The following is a 14,173-nucleotide window of genomic DNA, read 5'->3' as shown; positions in this document are numbered from 1 at the left end:
CCGGCACACCGCGAGGCCAGGTGGTGCCTCGGCCTGCCTGGCCTCATATGGTTGGGGTATGCCTCGTTTCCGCCACATCCTGGACACCATGGCCGCCTACAAGCCGGGCAAGGTCGTAGCGACCCCCGACGGCCGGTCGTTCAAGCTGTCCTCCAACGAATCCCCGTACGACCCGCTGCCGTCCGTGGTCGAGGCGATCGCCGAGGGGGCGCGGCAGATCAACCGCTACCCCGACCCCGGCGCCGTCGGGCTGACCGAGGCCATCGCGGAGCGGTTCGGGGTGCCGGCCGACAACATCGCGCTCGGCGCGGGGTCCGTCACGGTGGCGCAGCAGCTGTTCGAGTCGATCGGGGAGCCCGGGGTCGAGGTCGTCTACGCGTGGCGGTCGTTCGAGGCGTACCCGCTGCTGGCCGACCTCGCCGGGGTGAAGTCGGTCATGGTGCCGCTGGCCGGGGAGGACCACGACCTGGACGCCATGGCGGAGGCGATCAACGAGCGCACGCGCATGGTGTTCGTGTGCAACCCGAACAACCCGACCGGCACCTCGATCCGCCGGAGCGCGCTGGAGGCGTTCCTGGACCGGGTGCCCGAGCACGTGCTGGTGGTGCTGGACGAGGCCTACCGGGAGTACGTGCGCGACGAGGACGTCCCCGACGGCCTCACCCTCTACCGCGACCGGCCGAACGTCTGCGTGCTGCGCACGTTCTCCAAGGCGTACGGGCTGGCGGGCCTGCGGGTCGGCTACCTGGTCGCGCACGAGCCCGTGGCGACGGCGATCCGCAAGACGATCATCCCGTTCGCGGTCAACCACCTCGCGCAGGTGGCGGCCATCGCCTCGCTCAAGGCCGAGGACGAGCTGCTGGAGCGGGTCGAGCACGTGGTCAAGGAGCGTACGAGGGTCCGCGAGGCGCTCATCGCCCAGGGCTGGACGGTGCCGCCCACCGAGGCCAACTTCGTCTGGCTCAGGCTCGGTGAGCGCACCCTCGACTTCGCGGCCGCCTGCGCCGTGGAGGGCGTGGCGGTGCGGCCGTTCGCCGGGGAGGGCGCGCGGGTGTCCATCGGCTCCCCCGAGGCGAACGACGCGTTCCTCACCGCCGCCGCGGCCTTCCGCGGCTGATCAGCGGCGGGGCTGCCAGTTGAGGTAGGCGACCGACAGCAGCGTGGAGCCGTACTGCGACTGGACGGCGTGGTCGGCGTAGACCGCCAGCGCGTGCGTGAACAGGGCCGGGTCCCACTGGGCCACCGGCATGTAGCGCGGCGCCTGGAGGTACTGCCCGGCGGCGGCCAGGCCGCCGGTGCCGTCCACCCGCAGGAACGTCGTCGCCACGCCGTTGTCGGTGGTGGCCATGTTCTTGGTGTAGCTGCGGGCGAAGCGGCCCATGTCGGCGTCGGTGAAGGCGAGGCCGAACCGGTGCGCGGCGGCGGCGAACTCGACGTCGATGCCGCCGTGGCTGAGGTCCTCGATCTGCTGCCCGCCCTTGGGCGGCGTGCCGAAGGACGGGGTCCACTCGGAGACGCCGTCCGCCTTGGTGTAGCCGCTGTAGAGCTTGCCGAAGCTGGGCCAGTACGGCCAGTAGTAGGCGTCCTTGTCGTTGGTCTTGAGGTCGCGGGCGAACGTGGCGGCGAGCCGGCGGGTGCGGTCACGGAAGAACGGGTCGCGGGTCGCCGCCGCCAGCTCCGCGTACGTCTGGCCGAGGGCGACGCTCTGGTTGATCGGCTGTTCGACGCCGTCGTAGGGGACGGGCATGCCCTTCGGCCAGATGTAGTAGCCGTCCGCCACCCATTCGGGGTCGTGCGCGGCAGCGGCGTCCCGGCACGCTTTGAGGTATTCGGCGGCCTTGGCCCGGTAGCGGGCGTTGCGCAAGAGGCGCGGGTCCCGGCGGACGATCCGGACGAACGACGCGAGCGGGTAGGTGATCATGCCGGTGTGCACCGAGAAGATCACCGGCGCGGCGGCCAGCTTGAACGTCCCGAGCGCCGGCATCGTCGCCCCCGCCGGCGAGGGGCGCAGGTCCTTGGCCGTCACCATGGTCGGCGACGGGTAGGCGTCGAGGATCCGCTTCACCGCGTAGTCGGGGCTGGCGGGGTCCATCGTCAGGTCGGCGAAGGTGGACACCTTGCTCTTGACGGGGTTGTTCACCTCCAGGGTGAACCGCCCGTCCGAGGTGCCCGCCCGTACGGTCGCCACCGCGTCGTTGACGTTGACGAGCGCGCTGCGCACCTCCAGGAGCGGCTGCCCCGACGCGTCGAGCAGGCTCACGCCGCCCGCGCTGTAGACGAGGCTGCGCCAGGCGGGCAGCGACAGGCCGCGGTAGTCGGTGACGCCGCGCTCGGAGTCGCGGTTGCCCAGCACGAGGTCGGCGTTGTGGATGAGCCGGTCCAGGTAGGTGGTGTCGTGGTAGGCCTCGTACATCCTGATGTAGGCGGCCATCACGTAGGAGGCGCCCCAGCCGAGACCGCCCGCCTCGTTGGTGTCGGTGGGCTGACCGGCGTTGCCGCTCTCGTGGAACACCTTGTCGAACAGGTCGAACGTCTCGCGTGCGGTGTAGTCGTAGCCTGCCGCGGCGCGGGCCGTGCCGGGCAGTGCTGCCAGGGCGCCGAGGGAGAGCGCGCCCACGCCGAATTGGCGGCGAGTAAGCATGGATGACCCTTTCACAACGGGCGGCGTCAGCTCTTGACCGCGCCGCGCATGCCTTCGAGGACGTGTCGTTGCATGATCATGAAGAAGACGACCACGGGCAGGATCGAGATGATCGTGCCCGCCGCCAGGCTGCGGATGTCGGTGCCGGTGATTCCGGCCAGGTAGGCGATCCCCAGGGAGATGGGATACAGGGAGGAGTCCTTCAGCACGACCATCGGCCAGATGAAGCTGTTCCAGACCGAGATGAAGCCGAAGACGCCGAGGATCGCCAGGGTGGGGCGGGCGGCCGGCAGCATGACGTGCCAGAAGATGCGCAGTTCGTGGCAGCCGTCGGTCCTGGCGGCGTCCACCACCTCGCGCGGCACCCCGGCGAAGGTCTGCCGGAGCAGGAAGATCCCGAACGCCGACAGCAGGCCGGGCAGGATCACGCCCAGGTAGCCGTCGGCCATCCCGATCTGGGAGACCACCAGGAACCTCGGCAGCAGCATCACCTCGCCGGGCAGGAACATGGTGGCGAGGATCGCGAAGAAGATCAGGCTCCGGCCGCGGAAGGCCATCTGCGCCAGCGGGTACGCGCACAGAGCCGACACCAGGATGTAGAGCGGCACCATCACGGCCACCAGGAACGCGGAGTTGAGCAGGTAGCGCGGGAACGGGATGGCCGTCCACGCCTCCTTGGCCCAGGTGAGCACCGGGGGCCGGGGGATGATGTCCGGCGGGAAGGAGAAGACGGCCTGGCCGGCCGGTTTCAACGCCGCCGACAGCAGGATGAGAAAGGGGCCGACGAACGCCAGGGCGATCGCGGTGAGCAGCACGTACATGCCCGCGCGGCGCACCCACCAGCCGAGCCTCCGAGTCACCGCTCGTCCTTCCTTCCGCTGGTGAGCCGATAGTTGAGCAGGGCCATCACGATCAGCAGGACCCACAGGACGAGGCCGACGGCGCTGGCGTAACCCATGTCGTACTTCTCGAACGCCTCGGCCCAGATGTAGTAGCCGAGCATCAGGGTGGCGTCCTGCGGGCCGCCCTTGGTCATCACGAAGACGGTCGTGAACGCCTGCATCGCGTCGAGCATGGCCATCGTGACGGTGACCGCGATGTAGGGGACCATCAGCGGGACGGTGATGCGCCGCATCCGGTGCCAGCCGTTGGCGCCGTCTATCTTGGCGGCCTCGTAGAGCTCCGACGGGATCGTCTGGAGGCCCGCGAGGTAGACCATCATGTAGACGCCCATGTTCTTCCAGCCCTCGACCAGGATCAGCGCGGGCAGCGCCCAGACGGGGTCGAGGAGGTACTGGATGGGCTCGTCCAGGATGCCCAGGCCGGTGAGCAGCCAGTTGACCACGCCCTGCTGGTGGAAGACGTAGTTCCAGGCCACCGCGACCGCGACCATCGAGGTCACGACCGGCAGGTAGTAGAGCATCCGGAACGTCCTGATGCCGGGCAGCTTCTGGTTCACCAGCACGGCCAGCGGCAGCGGGAGCACGACGAGCAGCGGGAACAGGCCCACGAGGAACACCAGCGAGTTGCGCAGGGCGGTCCAGAACCTGGCGTCCCCGAGGATCTTGACGAAGTTGTCCAGTCCGGTGAAGACGGGCGGGCTGACGCCGTCGTAGTCGGTGAAGGAGAGCTGGACGGCGGTGACGGCCGGCCAGGCGAAGAACACCCCGAACAGCACCAGGGCCGGTAAGGGGAAGAGGTACGGCGTGTACCAGCGCTGCCCTGGGATCCGGCTGGCGGCCACCGGCCTCACATCCTTCGGTCTTTAATAGTGACGCCCAAAGCCTCGATAAGAGTTGGCCAGAATTTGGACGCAGACTATAGATGGCCGATCTCGACCGTCAAGAGCCGATCTGAGCAGGGACCCTTGACGACTCAGGCGCCGGAGTGTCATTGTGCCGAAAGAATTATTAAGGACGGCCATAATTCTCAGGAGGTCCCCCGATGTCGAGGAGAAGAGCGTTGGGGGCAGGCGCGCTCGCGCTGGCTCTCATGTCGTCCGGCTGCGTGGCCGGAACGTCGGGCAGCACGTCGGGGGGACAGGCGGACGACCAGCCGTTCGAGGGGGAGGTCGAGTTCTGGACGATCAACCTGAAGAAGAACTTCGGCTCCTACATCGACGGGCTCATCGCCCAGTACCAGAAGGAGCACCCCAAGGTCACCGTCAAGTGGGTCGACGTGCCCGGGCAGGACATCGCGACCAAGCTGCTCGCCGCGGTCGCCAGCGGCGACGTCCCCGACGCGGTCAACATCGCCTCCTCCGACCTCGGCCGGTTCACCCCGTCGCTGGCCCCTCTCGACGAGCTGCTCAAGCCCGCCGACCTCGCCGACTTCCAGCCGAACCTGGTCGACTCGCTGCGCGTGGCGGGCAAGCTGTACGCCGTGCCCTGGTACAACGGCGGCACTCCCGTGGGCATCTACCGCAAGTCCGTCGTCGGCAAGGCGGGCTTCGACGAGAAGGCCCCGCCCAAGTCCTACGCCGAGGCCCTCGCCCTGGCCGACAAGGTCTACGCCGAGACCAAGGTCTACGGCAGCAACGACATCCCCGGCGTCAACGCCGCCTCGGTGCTGCGCTACTACGGCATCGAACTGCTGAGCGCCGACAAGAAGAAGGCGACGTTCAACACGCCCGAGGTCGCCAAGCTGCTGGACACGTTCAAGGCGAGCTACGACAAGCACGGCATCGCGCCGGGATCGATCTCCAAGGACGTCCGGAACTACCCGCAGACCCTGGAGAACGGCCAGATCGCGATGGCGGCGAGCGCGTCGGCGGCGACGCTGGTCAACGTCGAGAAGAACGCCCCCGACGTCTACAAGGACCTGCTCGTCACCGAGCCCGTCCAGACCGGGACCGGCGGATACCTGCTGCTCGCCCAGCAGACCGTGGCCATCCCCAAGGCGTCCAAACACCAGCGGGCGGCGGCCGAGTTCGTCAAGTTCTTCACCAACGGCGCCAACCAGCTCGCGTTCTGCAAGCTGGTGCCGATCTACCCCTCGACGATCTCCTCCACCAAGGACGCCTTCTTCTCGGACATCATCGGCGACTCCCCGATGGACGTCGCCCGCCGGGTGATCGTCAAGGGCCTGCCGAAGCTGGAGTACGTCCCGCTGGGCACGGCCAAGGACGCCGAGCTCGGAGAGTCGCTGTCCGAGGAGATCAGGGCCTTCCTCCAGGGATCCAAGAGCGCCAAGGAGGCGCTCGACGCCGCAGAGAAGCAATGGAATGACGCACTTGCCTAAGCTCAGAGTCGGGATCGTCGGCTCCGGGATCATGGGCCGCGGCCACGCCGAGGTCCTGTCCGCCCACCCGGACGCCGAGGTCACCGCCGTCGCTCGGCGTCCTCTCGACGCCGCCCCGCAGGCGGCCGTCTATCCGGGCTATCGGGAGCTGATCGACTCCGGCACCGTCGACGCCGTGTCGATCACCACCCCCGACCACCTGCACGCGGACGTGATGGTGGCGGCCGCGGAGGCAGGGCTGCACATCCTGGTCGAGAAGCCGTTCACGACCACGGTCGAGGACGCCGACCGCTCCGTGGCCGCGATCCGGCAGGCGGGCGTCACCGCGATGTGCCTGTTCAACCACCGCTGGGTGCCCGCGTACGCGCAGGCCAAGCAGCAGATGGAGCTGATCGGCGAGCCGGTCGTGGGCTACGCCCGCAAGGACGACACGATCCACGTGCCCACCGAGATGATCGGCTGGGCCGATCGGACGACCTGCGCCTGGTTCCTGTCGAGCCATGACATCGACCTGGTCACCTGGCTCTACGACGACCACGTCGTGGAGGTCTTCGCCACCGCCCGCCACGGCAAGCTGCGCGGGATGGGCATCGACACCCCTGACGCGATGCAGATCCAGGCCCGCTTCAGCCGGGGCGCCGTGGCCACGTTCGAGTCGGCCTGGATCTACCCGAACACCTTCCCGACCATGGTCGACAGCTACATCACCGTGGCCGGCGAGTCGGGCGTCATCCAGCTCGACCGGCAGAAGGAGAACATCCAGCTCGCCACCGAGAAGTCCTACTCCTACCCGCGCAACATGCTCCAGCGGGTCGTGCACGGCATCCCGGCGGGCGCCTACCGCGACGCGATCCACCACTTCGTGGACTGCGCCCGTACCGGCGCCGAGCCGCTGGTCGGCGTGGAGAGCTCGCGGCACGTGACCGCCGTGCTCGCCGCTGCGCACGAGTCCGCCCGCACGGGGCGGCCGGTGACATGTTCGTAGAGAAACCGCCGCACGTGCATCCCACGCGCATGCGGCACATCACCGACGAGGCGCTGCTGGAAACGCTCGGGGCGGGCGGCGTCGCCGAGGCCAGGGCCTGGCGCCGGCGGCGGCCGGTCCCGGCCGCCCTCGGCGCGGAGGGCGCGGACGCCCTGCTCGGGATCGAGGTCGACTTCCTGGACAAGGGCCACGGCCGCTCGCTGCTGTACGGCTTCCACTACCTGCGCTGGATGTCCCCGCTGATCACGGCCTACGCCGGGACCGGGGATCCCCGCTACGCCGCCGAGTGGGACCGCCTGTTCCGCCAGTGGTACGACGACCGCGACCGGGTCGAGGGCGACTGGCCGGGGCTCGACGTGGTCTGGTACTCGCTCGGCGTCCGCGCCCGCGCCATGTACGTCACCGAGGCGCTGGCCGCCTTCGCGGACGAGCCCGCGCTGAGCGACGGGTGCTGGCTGCGGATGATGAAGACGGTCGTCGGCGGCGCCAGGTGGTCGGCCGAGGAGCACGACGAGTTCCGCCACGGCAACTGGCAGTTCGTCAACGCGTGCGAGCTGCTGCACACGGCCAGGGTGTTCGCGGACCTGCCCGAGGCGGGGCAGTGGGCCGAGGTCGCCATGGCCCGCATCCTGGAGCACCTCGAACAGGACGTGCGCGCCGACGGCGGCCACCACGAGCGCTCGCCCAGCTACCACCTCATGTGCCTGGACAACCTCGAACGGGCCGTGGCCGTCGAGCCCGCGCTCGCGCGGCACCCGCGCCGCCAGGCCATGTACCGCTGGCTGAGCGTCCTGACGACGTCCGGCGGCTGGGTGCCCCATCTGCAGGACAGCGGCCTGATCTGGCCGGAGAACGTCGGGCCGGCCGAGGGCTCGCACAACCTGGAGGCCAGCGGCTACGCCACCTTCCGCCACGGGGACTTCCACACCGTCGTCAACTACGGCCCCTATGTCGGGCACGAGCTCGAACCGCACAGCCACCACGCGGCGCTCGACTTCGTGCTGTCGGGCTGGGGCGTGCCGCTGGCCTGGGAAGGGGGCGGCCCGCCGTCCTACGACGACCCCGGCTACTACGACTGGTACCAGGCGACCAGGGCGCACAACACGCTGCTCGTCCCGGGCGAGGGCTACGTCGAGGACCGCCGCGCCGCCTGTGACCTGTTCTCCGTCTCCGCGCGGGCCGACGTCTTCGCGGGGCACCACCACGGCTACAGCGCGCGGCACGACCGGGAGATCGTCTTCGTCAAGGGCGACAACCCGTACTGGATCGTCACCGACCGGATCGACGCGGAGGCGATCTGGCAGATCCACGGCCTGTCGCCGTGGGCCGAGCGCGACGGCGGGTTCGCGGGCACCCGTGGCCCGGGAATCCTGGTGGTGCCGCTGGAACCGCCCGACGAGGTGGCGTACGGGACGGGCCCGGCCAGGATCCCGGACCCCGCCACCAGGACCGCCGAGTACGGCGAGATCCACTCGCTCGGCCTGCGGCGCGCCGACGGCAGGTTCACCGTCGGCATCTTCCCCTACCGCGCCCAACCCCCCGCAGTGCCCGAAGATTGGCCCCGAAGATTGGACGGTTCATGCTGATCGACGCTGACGCGATGCTCGGCCGCCATCCCCGCAGGGACGTGGGCACGGGCTCGATCACGGAGGCGCTGGACAGGATGGACCGCTTCGGCATCGCGGAGGCCGTGGTCAGCCACACCCTGTCGTGGCTGCACGACCCCGCGACGGGCAACAGGGAGCTGCTCGGCCTGGTCGCCGACCATTCCAGGCTGCGCCCCTGCTGGGTGATGCTGCCCGGCACCTGCGGCGAGACCGGCACGCCGGACGAGTTCGTGACCGGGGCATTGGAGGGCGGGGTGTGCGCCGTCCGCGCCTACCCCGCCGACCACGGCTACGACCTCGCCGGCCGCGACTGCGCGGCCATGCTGACAGCCGTCGCCGAGGCCGGGCTGCCGCTGCTCGTGGACGCGGCCCAGACCGGCTGGGCCGCAGTCGAGTCCGTCGCCGCCGCGCACCCGAAGCTGCGGGTCGTGGTCGGCGCGATCGGCTACCGCCAGCTGAGGCAGGCGGCCGGGGTGCTCTCCCGCACCGGCAACGTCTACCTGGGGCTGGCCAACCTGTCCTCGCACTGCGGGCTCGAATGGCTCGTCGAGCGGTACGGCGAGCGCCGTCTCGTGTTCGGCACGGGGGCGCCGCTCAGGGACCCCGCCGAGGCGGTCACCCGGCTGCTGTGGGCGGAGCTCGACGACGCGGCCGTGGCCGCCATCGGCGCCGGCACCCTGCTGGAACTGCTGCCCGTGGGGGCGATGTGAACGCGATCACCTCGGCGCTGTGGCAGCGCCGCCCGCAGACCAGCGTCCGGATCGTCGACGCGCACGCGCACGCCGGCCCCTACAGCCTGTTCTTCATCCCCGAGGCGTCCCCCGACGCGATGGTCAGGGTGATGGACAGGTGCGGCGTGGCGCACGCCGTCATCTCCAGCCACCTGGCGATCCAGCTCGACGCGGCGGCGGGGAACGCCGCGACCGCCGAGGCGGTGGAGCGCGCGCCGGACCGCTTCACCGGATACCTGACGATCAACCCCTGGCAGGACCCCGACGGCGAGCTGGCCAGGTGGAGCGCGGATCCGCGCTTCGGCGGCATCAAGCTCCACCCCGACCTGCACGACTACCCGCTCACCGGCAGGCGCTACGCCGGTGTGTGGGAGTTCGCGCAGCGTACCGGCTGCCCGGTGCTCACCCACACCTACGACGGCTCCCCCTACAACGACCTGGCCGCGGTGGACGCCGTCGCGTCGGAGCACCCCGACGTGGTGATCATCGCGGGGCACGCGGGCGCGACCCCGCTGGGCATCGAGCGGGCCATCGAGGTGGCGCACCGGCGCCCAGGGGTCATCCTGGAGGTGTGCGGGTCCTTCAACACCGGGCCCGACATCGCCAGGATGGTGCGGGAGCTCGGTGCCGGCCGGGTCGTCTACGGGTCCGACTTCCCCTTCATCGATCTTCGGATCTCGCTGGGGAGGGTAATCTTCAGTGGCCTCGCAGAGGGGGACCAGGCCGCGGTGCTCGGTGCGACGATGACCCGCTTGCTGCAGTGGAGATCCGGACTGGGGTGATCAAGATCATGGACCGGCTGCGTTCGGAGTCGCGGCCCAGGGTGACGATCGGAGTCGTGGGACCGCACGATCTCGTCGAACAGATCATGATGATCGGCGCCGGCCTGCCGGCCGCGGCCGACTGGCGGCTGCTCGGCGCGCCTCATGCCGAGGAGCACGAGACCTACGACAAGTTCTCGCGGATCGCCGACAGCATCGACGTGGTGCTGTTCACCGGGCCCCTCCAGCACGACCTGGCCAGGCAGGCGGGCGAGCTGACCGTCCCCGCCACGTTCGTGCCCATGAGCGGGGCCAGCCTGTACGCCAGCCTGCTGCGCGGGGTGCTCACCCACGGGATCGACCCGGCCAGGGTGAGCATCGACTCGCTGCCCGCCGCCGACGTGGACGAGGCGTACGGCGAGATCGGCGTGAGCACGGCCGGCGTGCACCTTTCCGAGTACGACCGGCCGGAGTCGGCGCGCGGCTTCGGCGCCTTCCACGAGGAGCTCTACCGCCAGGGCGAGACCACCGCGGCGCTCACCACGATAAGGAGCGTCGCCAACAAGCTGAGCGCCGCCGGCGTGCCCGTGCTGCGCCTGCTGCCGACCTCCCACACGTTGCGCCTCGCGCTCAACACCGCCGCCCTGCTCGGCACCGGCAGCAGGCTGGAGGACGCGCAGATCGCCATCGTGGTCGTCGAGCTCGCCGCCTCCGCCAAGCCCAGCTACTCCGGGCCGGGCAACTACTGGCAGCAGGAGCTGAAGCTGTCGCTGCACCGCTCGCTGCTCGCCGACGCGCGGCTGATGGGCGCCACCGTGGCGCCCCGCGACGAGAACGGCTACGTCGTCACCGCCACCGTGGGCGCGCTCGGCCAGGCCACCGAGGGGTTCAGGATGGCGCCGTTCATGGACCGGATCCGCTCCGACGTGGGGGTCGACGTCGAGGTCGGCGTCGGGCTCGGCAGCACGGCCCGCGACGCCGACGCCAACGCGATGGCGGCCGTCGAGAAGGCCCGCAACGCGGGGGCGACCGCCGCGTACCTGGTCGGGGGCGACGGCACCGTGCTGTCCCTGCCGGTACGCCGGCGCAAGCGGCAGGACACCGAGCCGATCGTCGCCACCAAGGCGGCCAAGCTGCTCGAACGCCTGGTGGAGGGCCTGCACGACGGCGACTCGATGGTGGTCGACGCCGAGATCGTCGCGGAGGTGCTGTCGATCTCCCCGCGCAGCGCCCGCCGGGTGCTGCAGAGCCTCGCGGAGGAGGGCCTGGCCTGGCCCATGCCTCCGGTCAAGGGCACCCAGGCGGGCCGGCCCCGCCAGCCGTACCGGCTCGTGCGGAGTTAGGCGTCGCCGAGGCGCACGCGCGGGCCGTACCTGTCCAGCAGCAGGGCGTTGTGCGCGTCGCCGCCCGGGGTGTTGGCCGACTTGAAGACGGGCGGCGGCTCGCCGGCCGCGAGGAAGCGGCCGACGACCTCGGCGACCAGGAGCTGCGCGATCAGCACGCCGGTGAGGGTCGAGACGCCGCAGGCGCTGCCGCCGCCCGGCAGCGGCAGCGTGGCGTCGCCGTACGGCGCCCCGTTGTCGATGACCACCTGGGCCAGGTCGGCCAGCCGCTCCTCGACGGCCACCGCGGCGGTGTGCGCGCGAGAGGTGATGGCGATCACGGGGTGCCCGTGCCGGACCGCGAGCCGGGCCATCTCGACGATCGCCGCGTTGCCGCCGGAGTTCGAGATGATCACGAAGACGTCGTCGGGCCGGATGTCGGCCAGCTCCCAGACGCGTGCGGCGAGGCCGGGCGCACGCTCGATCTTCGGGTCGAGGAGGTCGCGCGGCGAGGCGTCACCGTAGTAGGCGAGGTCGCGGATGCCGAGCTGGTTGACCGGCACCAGGCCGCCCGCCCGGCCGGTGAGCTCCAGCGCGACGGACCTCGAATGGCCGGTGCCGAACGCCTGGAGCACTCCGCCCGCGCGCAACGAGGCGTAGACCAGCGCGCCTGCTTGTTCGATCGCGTCGCGTTCGGCGGTGAGCAGCCGGTCCACGGCCGATCCGGCGATCAGCGCGTACGAGCTCTGGTCCATCACAGATCCTCCAGCAGGTTTCGTGCGGTCTCGGCGATGAGTTCGGCGCTGCCCGGGGCCACCTGGCTGGCCAGGACCTCGTACTCGGCACGCCGGTAGGCGGCGGCCGTCGGCAGGTATCCGGGATAGCCGTTGACGTAGCCCAGGACCACGGTCGGCTCACCTGGCCGGTCGGCGACGCGCTCGGCGACGGCCAGGAACGGCTCGCCGGGCAGCCCGGCGAGGGAGAGCCCGCCGAGGCGGGCGACGTTCACGTCCACGCCGGTCCGGACGGGCGGTGCGGTGCGCGCCCGCAGCCCTTCGAGCCTGCTGCGGGCCAGGCGGGTGGCGACCGGGTCACCCGACGCCGCGGCCTGCTCGTACCCGGCGAGGAGGGCCGCCTCGTCGGCCGTCGTGGCGGCGGGTTCGAGCGTCAGCCGTCGCGTGGCCCAGGAGATGCCGGTGGGTCCGGCCCGCCAGAGCGGGGTCCCAGGACCCGCCAGCAGCTCGGCGCAGCGGTCCGCGACGAGCTCGCCCAGGCGTCGCAGCTCCGCCGCGTCCTGGCCGCGCCGGGTGTGGCGGGTGCTGATGTCGCCGGCCGCGCCGGTGGCGACCGCAACCCAGACGTCCTCGCCGAGCCGCCGCCGCAGGCTCGCGCGTACGGCTCCGACCAGGTCGGCGCTGACCAGGCGGTTGGCCGCGGGCAGCACGGTGGGGTGCACGGGAAGCACCGCCAGCACCCCGGCGAGCCCGCCGTCGCGCACGGCGATCAGGTCGAGCGGCACCACGGCCGGCGCCCCCGGCCTGCTCCGGTCGGCGCCGACCCCGTGCAGCTCGCCGCGGTACGCCATGCCCTCGCACGGCCGCTCCGCCTCGATCGCCCGCCGCACGGCCGTGCGGACCGCCTCGGTGAGCCGGCCGAGCCACGGCTCGGGTGTCGGCCCGCCGCCCGGTACGCAGCCGGTCTCGGGCCCCGCGTGGGTGTGGCTCGCCGCCAGCCACAGCTCGCACCCGGCCGCCTGCCTGGCCCGCGCGGCGAGGTCCTCGTTGACGCAGATGACGTCGGCGATCGCCAGCGCGAACCGTCTCCCGCCGTCCGACCAGGTCACCGCGCTGACCGACAGCGGGTCCGCCAGGCCCGTGGACGGCCCCGGCCGGTCGATATAACCGCCCATCGGCGTGCCGTCCGGCACGGGCAGCTCGACGGTGCCGTGTCCCACTCTCATCGTTCCGCCGTTCTGATCATCGTCTCGTAGCGGCTCGGCCCCGTGGAGGCGGCCAGCAGGGCGGCGCCCGCGAGGCTGTCGCCCGCGGGAGGCCGGAGGGTCGCTTGAGGGAGCAGCCGGGCCAGCTCCGCCTCGAAGCCGGCGCGGAGCCCGGGGTCGCGCAGCAGGCGGCCGGTCCACGCGACGGGCACCGCCGCCTCCTTCGTGAGGCAGCGGGCCGCCGCCGCCACCGTGCCCGCCAGCTCGCGGGCCGCCTCCTCGGCGATGGCGCGGGCCGTGGGATCCGGGCGGCTCCGGTCTTCCGCCGGCTCCAGGACGCGGCCCGAGTCTCCTGCCAGCTCCAGGACGTGGACGGCGAAGCGCGCGATCCGCGCCACCGCGTCGGGGGCCAGGTAGAGGCGCCCGGGCAGGCCGGCCAGGTCGCCGAACACGGCCTGGGCGCGCTCGGTGAGCGGGCCGGGCTCCGCGCGCCCGTCGAAGCCCCGGAAGGCGGCGTCGAGGCCGCGGCGGCCGATCCAGAAGCCGCTGCCCGCGTCGCCGTAGAGGTAGCCCCAGCCGTCCACCTGCCGGATGCCGTCACCCACGCCCAGGGCGATCGCTCCGGTGCCCGCGGCCAGCACCACGCCGTCGCCGCCCGCGAACGCCCCCGCGTGCGAGGTGACCACGTCGGTCGTGATCAGCACGCGGCGGGCCATGGAGAGCAGCCGGGTTGCCAGCTTGCCGGGGTCGTCCAGGATCGTGGTCAGCCCGAGGCAGACGGTGCCGAGTGGCCCCCATCCCGTCCCGATCCGCTCCAGCACGGCCTCGGCCGGGGAGCCCTCCGCGTACGACAGGCCGGGCAGCTCGCGGATCTCCCGGATCCGCCCCGACTCGGCCAGGCCGATCCGCAGGCCCGTCTGCCCGCCGTCGATCGCCAGGTCCATGCG

General features: G+C 71.5%; 13 protein-coding genes. 7 read left to right on the top strand and 6 right to left on the bottom strand.

Annotated elements, in window-relative coordinates; all coding sequences use genetic code 11:
• Positions 1-58: 58 nt before the first annotated feature.
• Positions 59-1,117 carry a histidinol-phosphate transaminase gene (gene hisC, locus ACIHFD_RS25795; protein WP_397369022.1) on the top strand — a complete coding sequence of 353 codons (1,059 nt, stop codon included), beginning with the start codon at positions 59-61 and terminating at the stop codon, positions 1,115-1,117.
• Here hisC and ACIHFD_RS25790 read toward each other — a convergent pair whose 3' ends face one another.
• From ACIHFD_RS25790 to ACIHFD_RS25780, 3 genes are read right to left on the bottom strand one after another with little or no spacing between them, the layout of a single operon-like run.
• Complete coding sequence (locus tag ACIHFD_RS25790; protein WP_397369021.1) at positions 1,118-2,641, bottom strand: hypothetical protein; 1,524 nt, start codon at positions 2,639-2,641, stop codon at positions 1,118-1,120.
• Positions 2,642-2,667: 26 nt separating this feature from the next.
• On the bottom strand, positions 2,668-3,501 hold the full coding sequence (locus ACIHFD_RS25785) for a carbohydrate ABC transporter permease (protein ID WP_350732611.1): 834 nt from the start codon (positions 3,499-3,501) through the stop codon (positions 2,668-2,670).
• Positions 3,498-4,385, bottom strand: a complete 888-nt coding sequence (locus ACIHFD_RS25780) for a sugar ABC transporter permease (protein WP_350732609.1) — start codon at positions 4,383-4,385, stop codon at positions 3,498-3,500. The genes ACIHFD_RS25785 and ACIHFD_RS25780 overlap by 4 nt, the downstream gene beginning before the upstream one ends.
• A gap of 200 nt (positions 4,386-4,585) precedes the next feature.
• Between ACIHFD_RS25780 and ACIHFD_RS25775 the strand changes: the two genes are divergently transcribed.
• Genes ACIHFD_RS25775 through ACIHFD_RS25750 form a run of 6 tightly spaced genes read left to right on the top strand, consistent with a single transcriptional unit; the run spans position 4,586 to position 11,308 of the window.
• Positions 4,586-5,881 carry an ABC transporter substrate-binding protein gene (locus tag ACIHFD_RS25775; RefSeq protein WP_397369020.1) on the top strand — a complete coding sequence of 432 codons (1,296 nt, stop codon included), beginning with the start codon at positions 4,586-4,588 and terminating at the stop codon, positions 5,879-5,881.
• The gene (locus tag ACIHFD_RS25770) at positions 5,865-6,866 is read left to right on the top strand and encodes a Gfo/Idh/MocA family protein (protein WP_397369019.1); all 1,002 of its coding nucleotides are present in this window, start codon (positions 5,865-5,867) and stop codon (positions 6,864-6,866) included. The genes ACIHFD_RS25775 and ACIHFD_RS25770 overlap by 17 nt, the downstream gene beginning before the upstream one ends.
• Before the next feature lie 29 nt (positions 6,867-6,895).
• A complete protein-coding gene (locus tag ACIHFD_RS25765; RefSeq protein ID WP_397369018.1) occupies positions 6,896-8,452 on the top strand; it encodes a heparinase II/III family protein in 1,557 nt (518 codons plus the stop codon).
• Positions 8,446-9,183 carry an amidohydrolase family protein gene (locus ACIHFD_RS25760; RefSeq protein ID WP_397369017.1) on the top strand — a complete coding sequence of 246 codons (738 nt, stop codon included), beginning with the start codon at positions 8,446-8,448 and terminating at the stop codon, positions 9,181-9,183. The genes ACIHFD_RS25765 and ACIHFD_RS25760 overlap by 7 nt, the downstream gene beginning before the upstream one ends.
• A complete protein-coding gene (locus ACIHFD_RS25755; RefSeq protein ID WP_397369016.1) occupies positions 9,180-9,986 on the top strand; it encodes an amidohydrolase family protein in 807 nt (268 codons plus the stop codon). The genes ACIHFD_RS25760 and ACIHFD_RS25755 overlap by 4 nt, the downstream gene beginning before the upstream one ends.
• Positions 9,965-11,308: a GTP cyclohydrolase IIa gene (locus ACIHFD_RS25750; protein ID WP_363977140.1), complete on the top strand. Its 1,344-nt coding sequence runs from the start codon at positions 9,965-9,967 to the stop codon at positions 11,306-11,308. The genes ACIHFD_RS25755 and ACIHFD_RS25750 overlap by 22 nt, the downstream gene beginning before the upstream one ends.
• Here the strand turns inward: ACIHFD_RS25750 and ACIHFD_RS25745 are convergent.
• The 3 genes from ACIHFD_RS25745 to ACIHFD_RS25735 are packed head-to-tail and all read right to left on the bottom strand — an operon-like array spanning position 11,305 to position 14,170.
• The gene (locus tag ACIHFD_RS25745) at positions 11,305-12,042 is read right to left on the bottom strand and encodes a sugar isomerase domain-containing protein (protein WP_397369015.1); all 738 of its coding nucleotides are present in this window, start codon (positions 12,040-12,042) and stop codon (positions 11,305-11,307) included. The two genes, ACIHFD_RS25750 and ACIHFD_RS25745, sit on opposite strands and share 4 nt — an antisense overlap.
• Positions 12,042-13,247, bottom strand: coding sequence for a hypothetical protein (locus ACIHFD_RS25740; RefSeq protein ID WP_397369013.1), 1,206 nt, complete (start codon positions 13,245-13,247; stop codon positions 12,042-12,044). The genes ACIHFD_RS25745 and ACIHFD_RS25740 overlap by 1 nt, the downstream gene beginning before the upstream one ends.
• Positions 13,244-14,170 carry a BadF/BadG/BcrA/BcrD ATPase family protein gene (locus ACIHFD_RS25735; RefSeq protein WP_397369012.1) on the bottom strand — a complete coding sequence of 309 codons (927 nt, stop codon included), beginning with the start codon at positions 14,168-14,170 and terminating at the stop codon, positions 13,244-13,246. Before ACIHFD_RS25735 ends, ACIHFD_RS25740 begins: the two co-directional genes overlap by 4 nt.
• Positions 14,171-14,173: the final 3 nt, after the last annotated feature.

Source organism: Nonomuraea sp. NPDC051941, assembly GCF_044593615.1.
The sequence above is the reverse complement of the archived record's forward strand: the minus strand, read 5'-3'. Positions and strand labels throughout refer to the sequence as shown.

Bases quoted from the DNA above. Each gene is read 5' to 3' on its own strand.
- ACIHFD_RS25745 (WP_397369015.1), bottom strand. From the start codon at position 12,042: ATGGACCAGAGCTCGTACGCGCTGATCGCCGGATCGGCCGTGGACCGG.
- ACIHFD_RS25775 (WP_397369020.1), top strand. From the start codon at position 4,586: ATGTCGAGGAGAAGAGCGTTGGGGGCAGGCGCGCTCGCGCTGGCTCTC.
- ACIHFD_RS25765 (WP_397369018.1), top strand. From the start codon at position 6,896: ATGCGGCACATCACCGACGAGGCGCTGCTGGAAACGCTCGGGGCGGGC.
- hisC (WP_397369022.1), top strand. From the start codon at position 59: ATGCCTCGTTTCCGCCACATCCTGGACACCATGGCCGCCTACAAGCCG.
- ACIHFD_RS25740 (WP_397369013.1), bottom strand. From the start codon at position 13,247: ATGAGAGTGGGACACGGCACCGTCGAGCTGCCCGTGCCGGACGGCACG.
- ACIHFD_RS25735 (WP_397369012.1), bottom strand. From the start codon at position 14,170: ATGGACCTGGCGATCGACGGCGGGCAGACGGGCCTGCGGATCGGCCTG.
- ACIHFD_RS25790 (WP_397369021.1), bottom strand. From the start codon at position 2,641: ATGCTTACTCGCCGCCAATTCGGCGTGGGCGCGCTCTCCCTCGGCGCC.
- ACIHFD_RS25770 (WP_397369019.1), top strand. From the start codon at position 5,865: ATGACGCACTTGCCTAAGCTCAGAGTCGGGATCGTCGGCTCCGGGATC.
- ACIHFD_RS25760 (WP_397369017.1), top strand. From the start codon at position 8,446: ATGCTGATCGACGCTGACGCGATGCTCGGCCGCCATCCCCGCAGGGAC.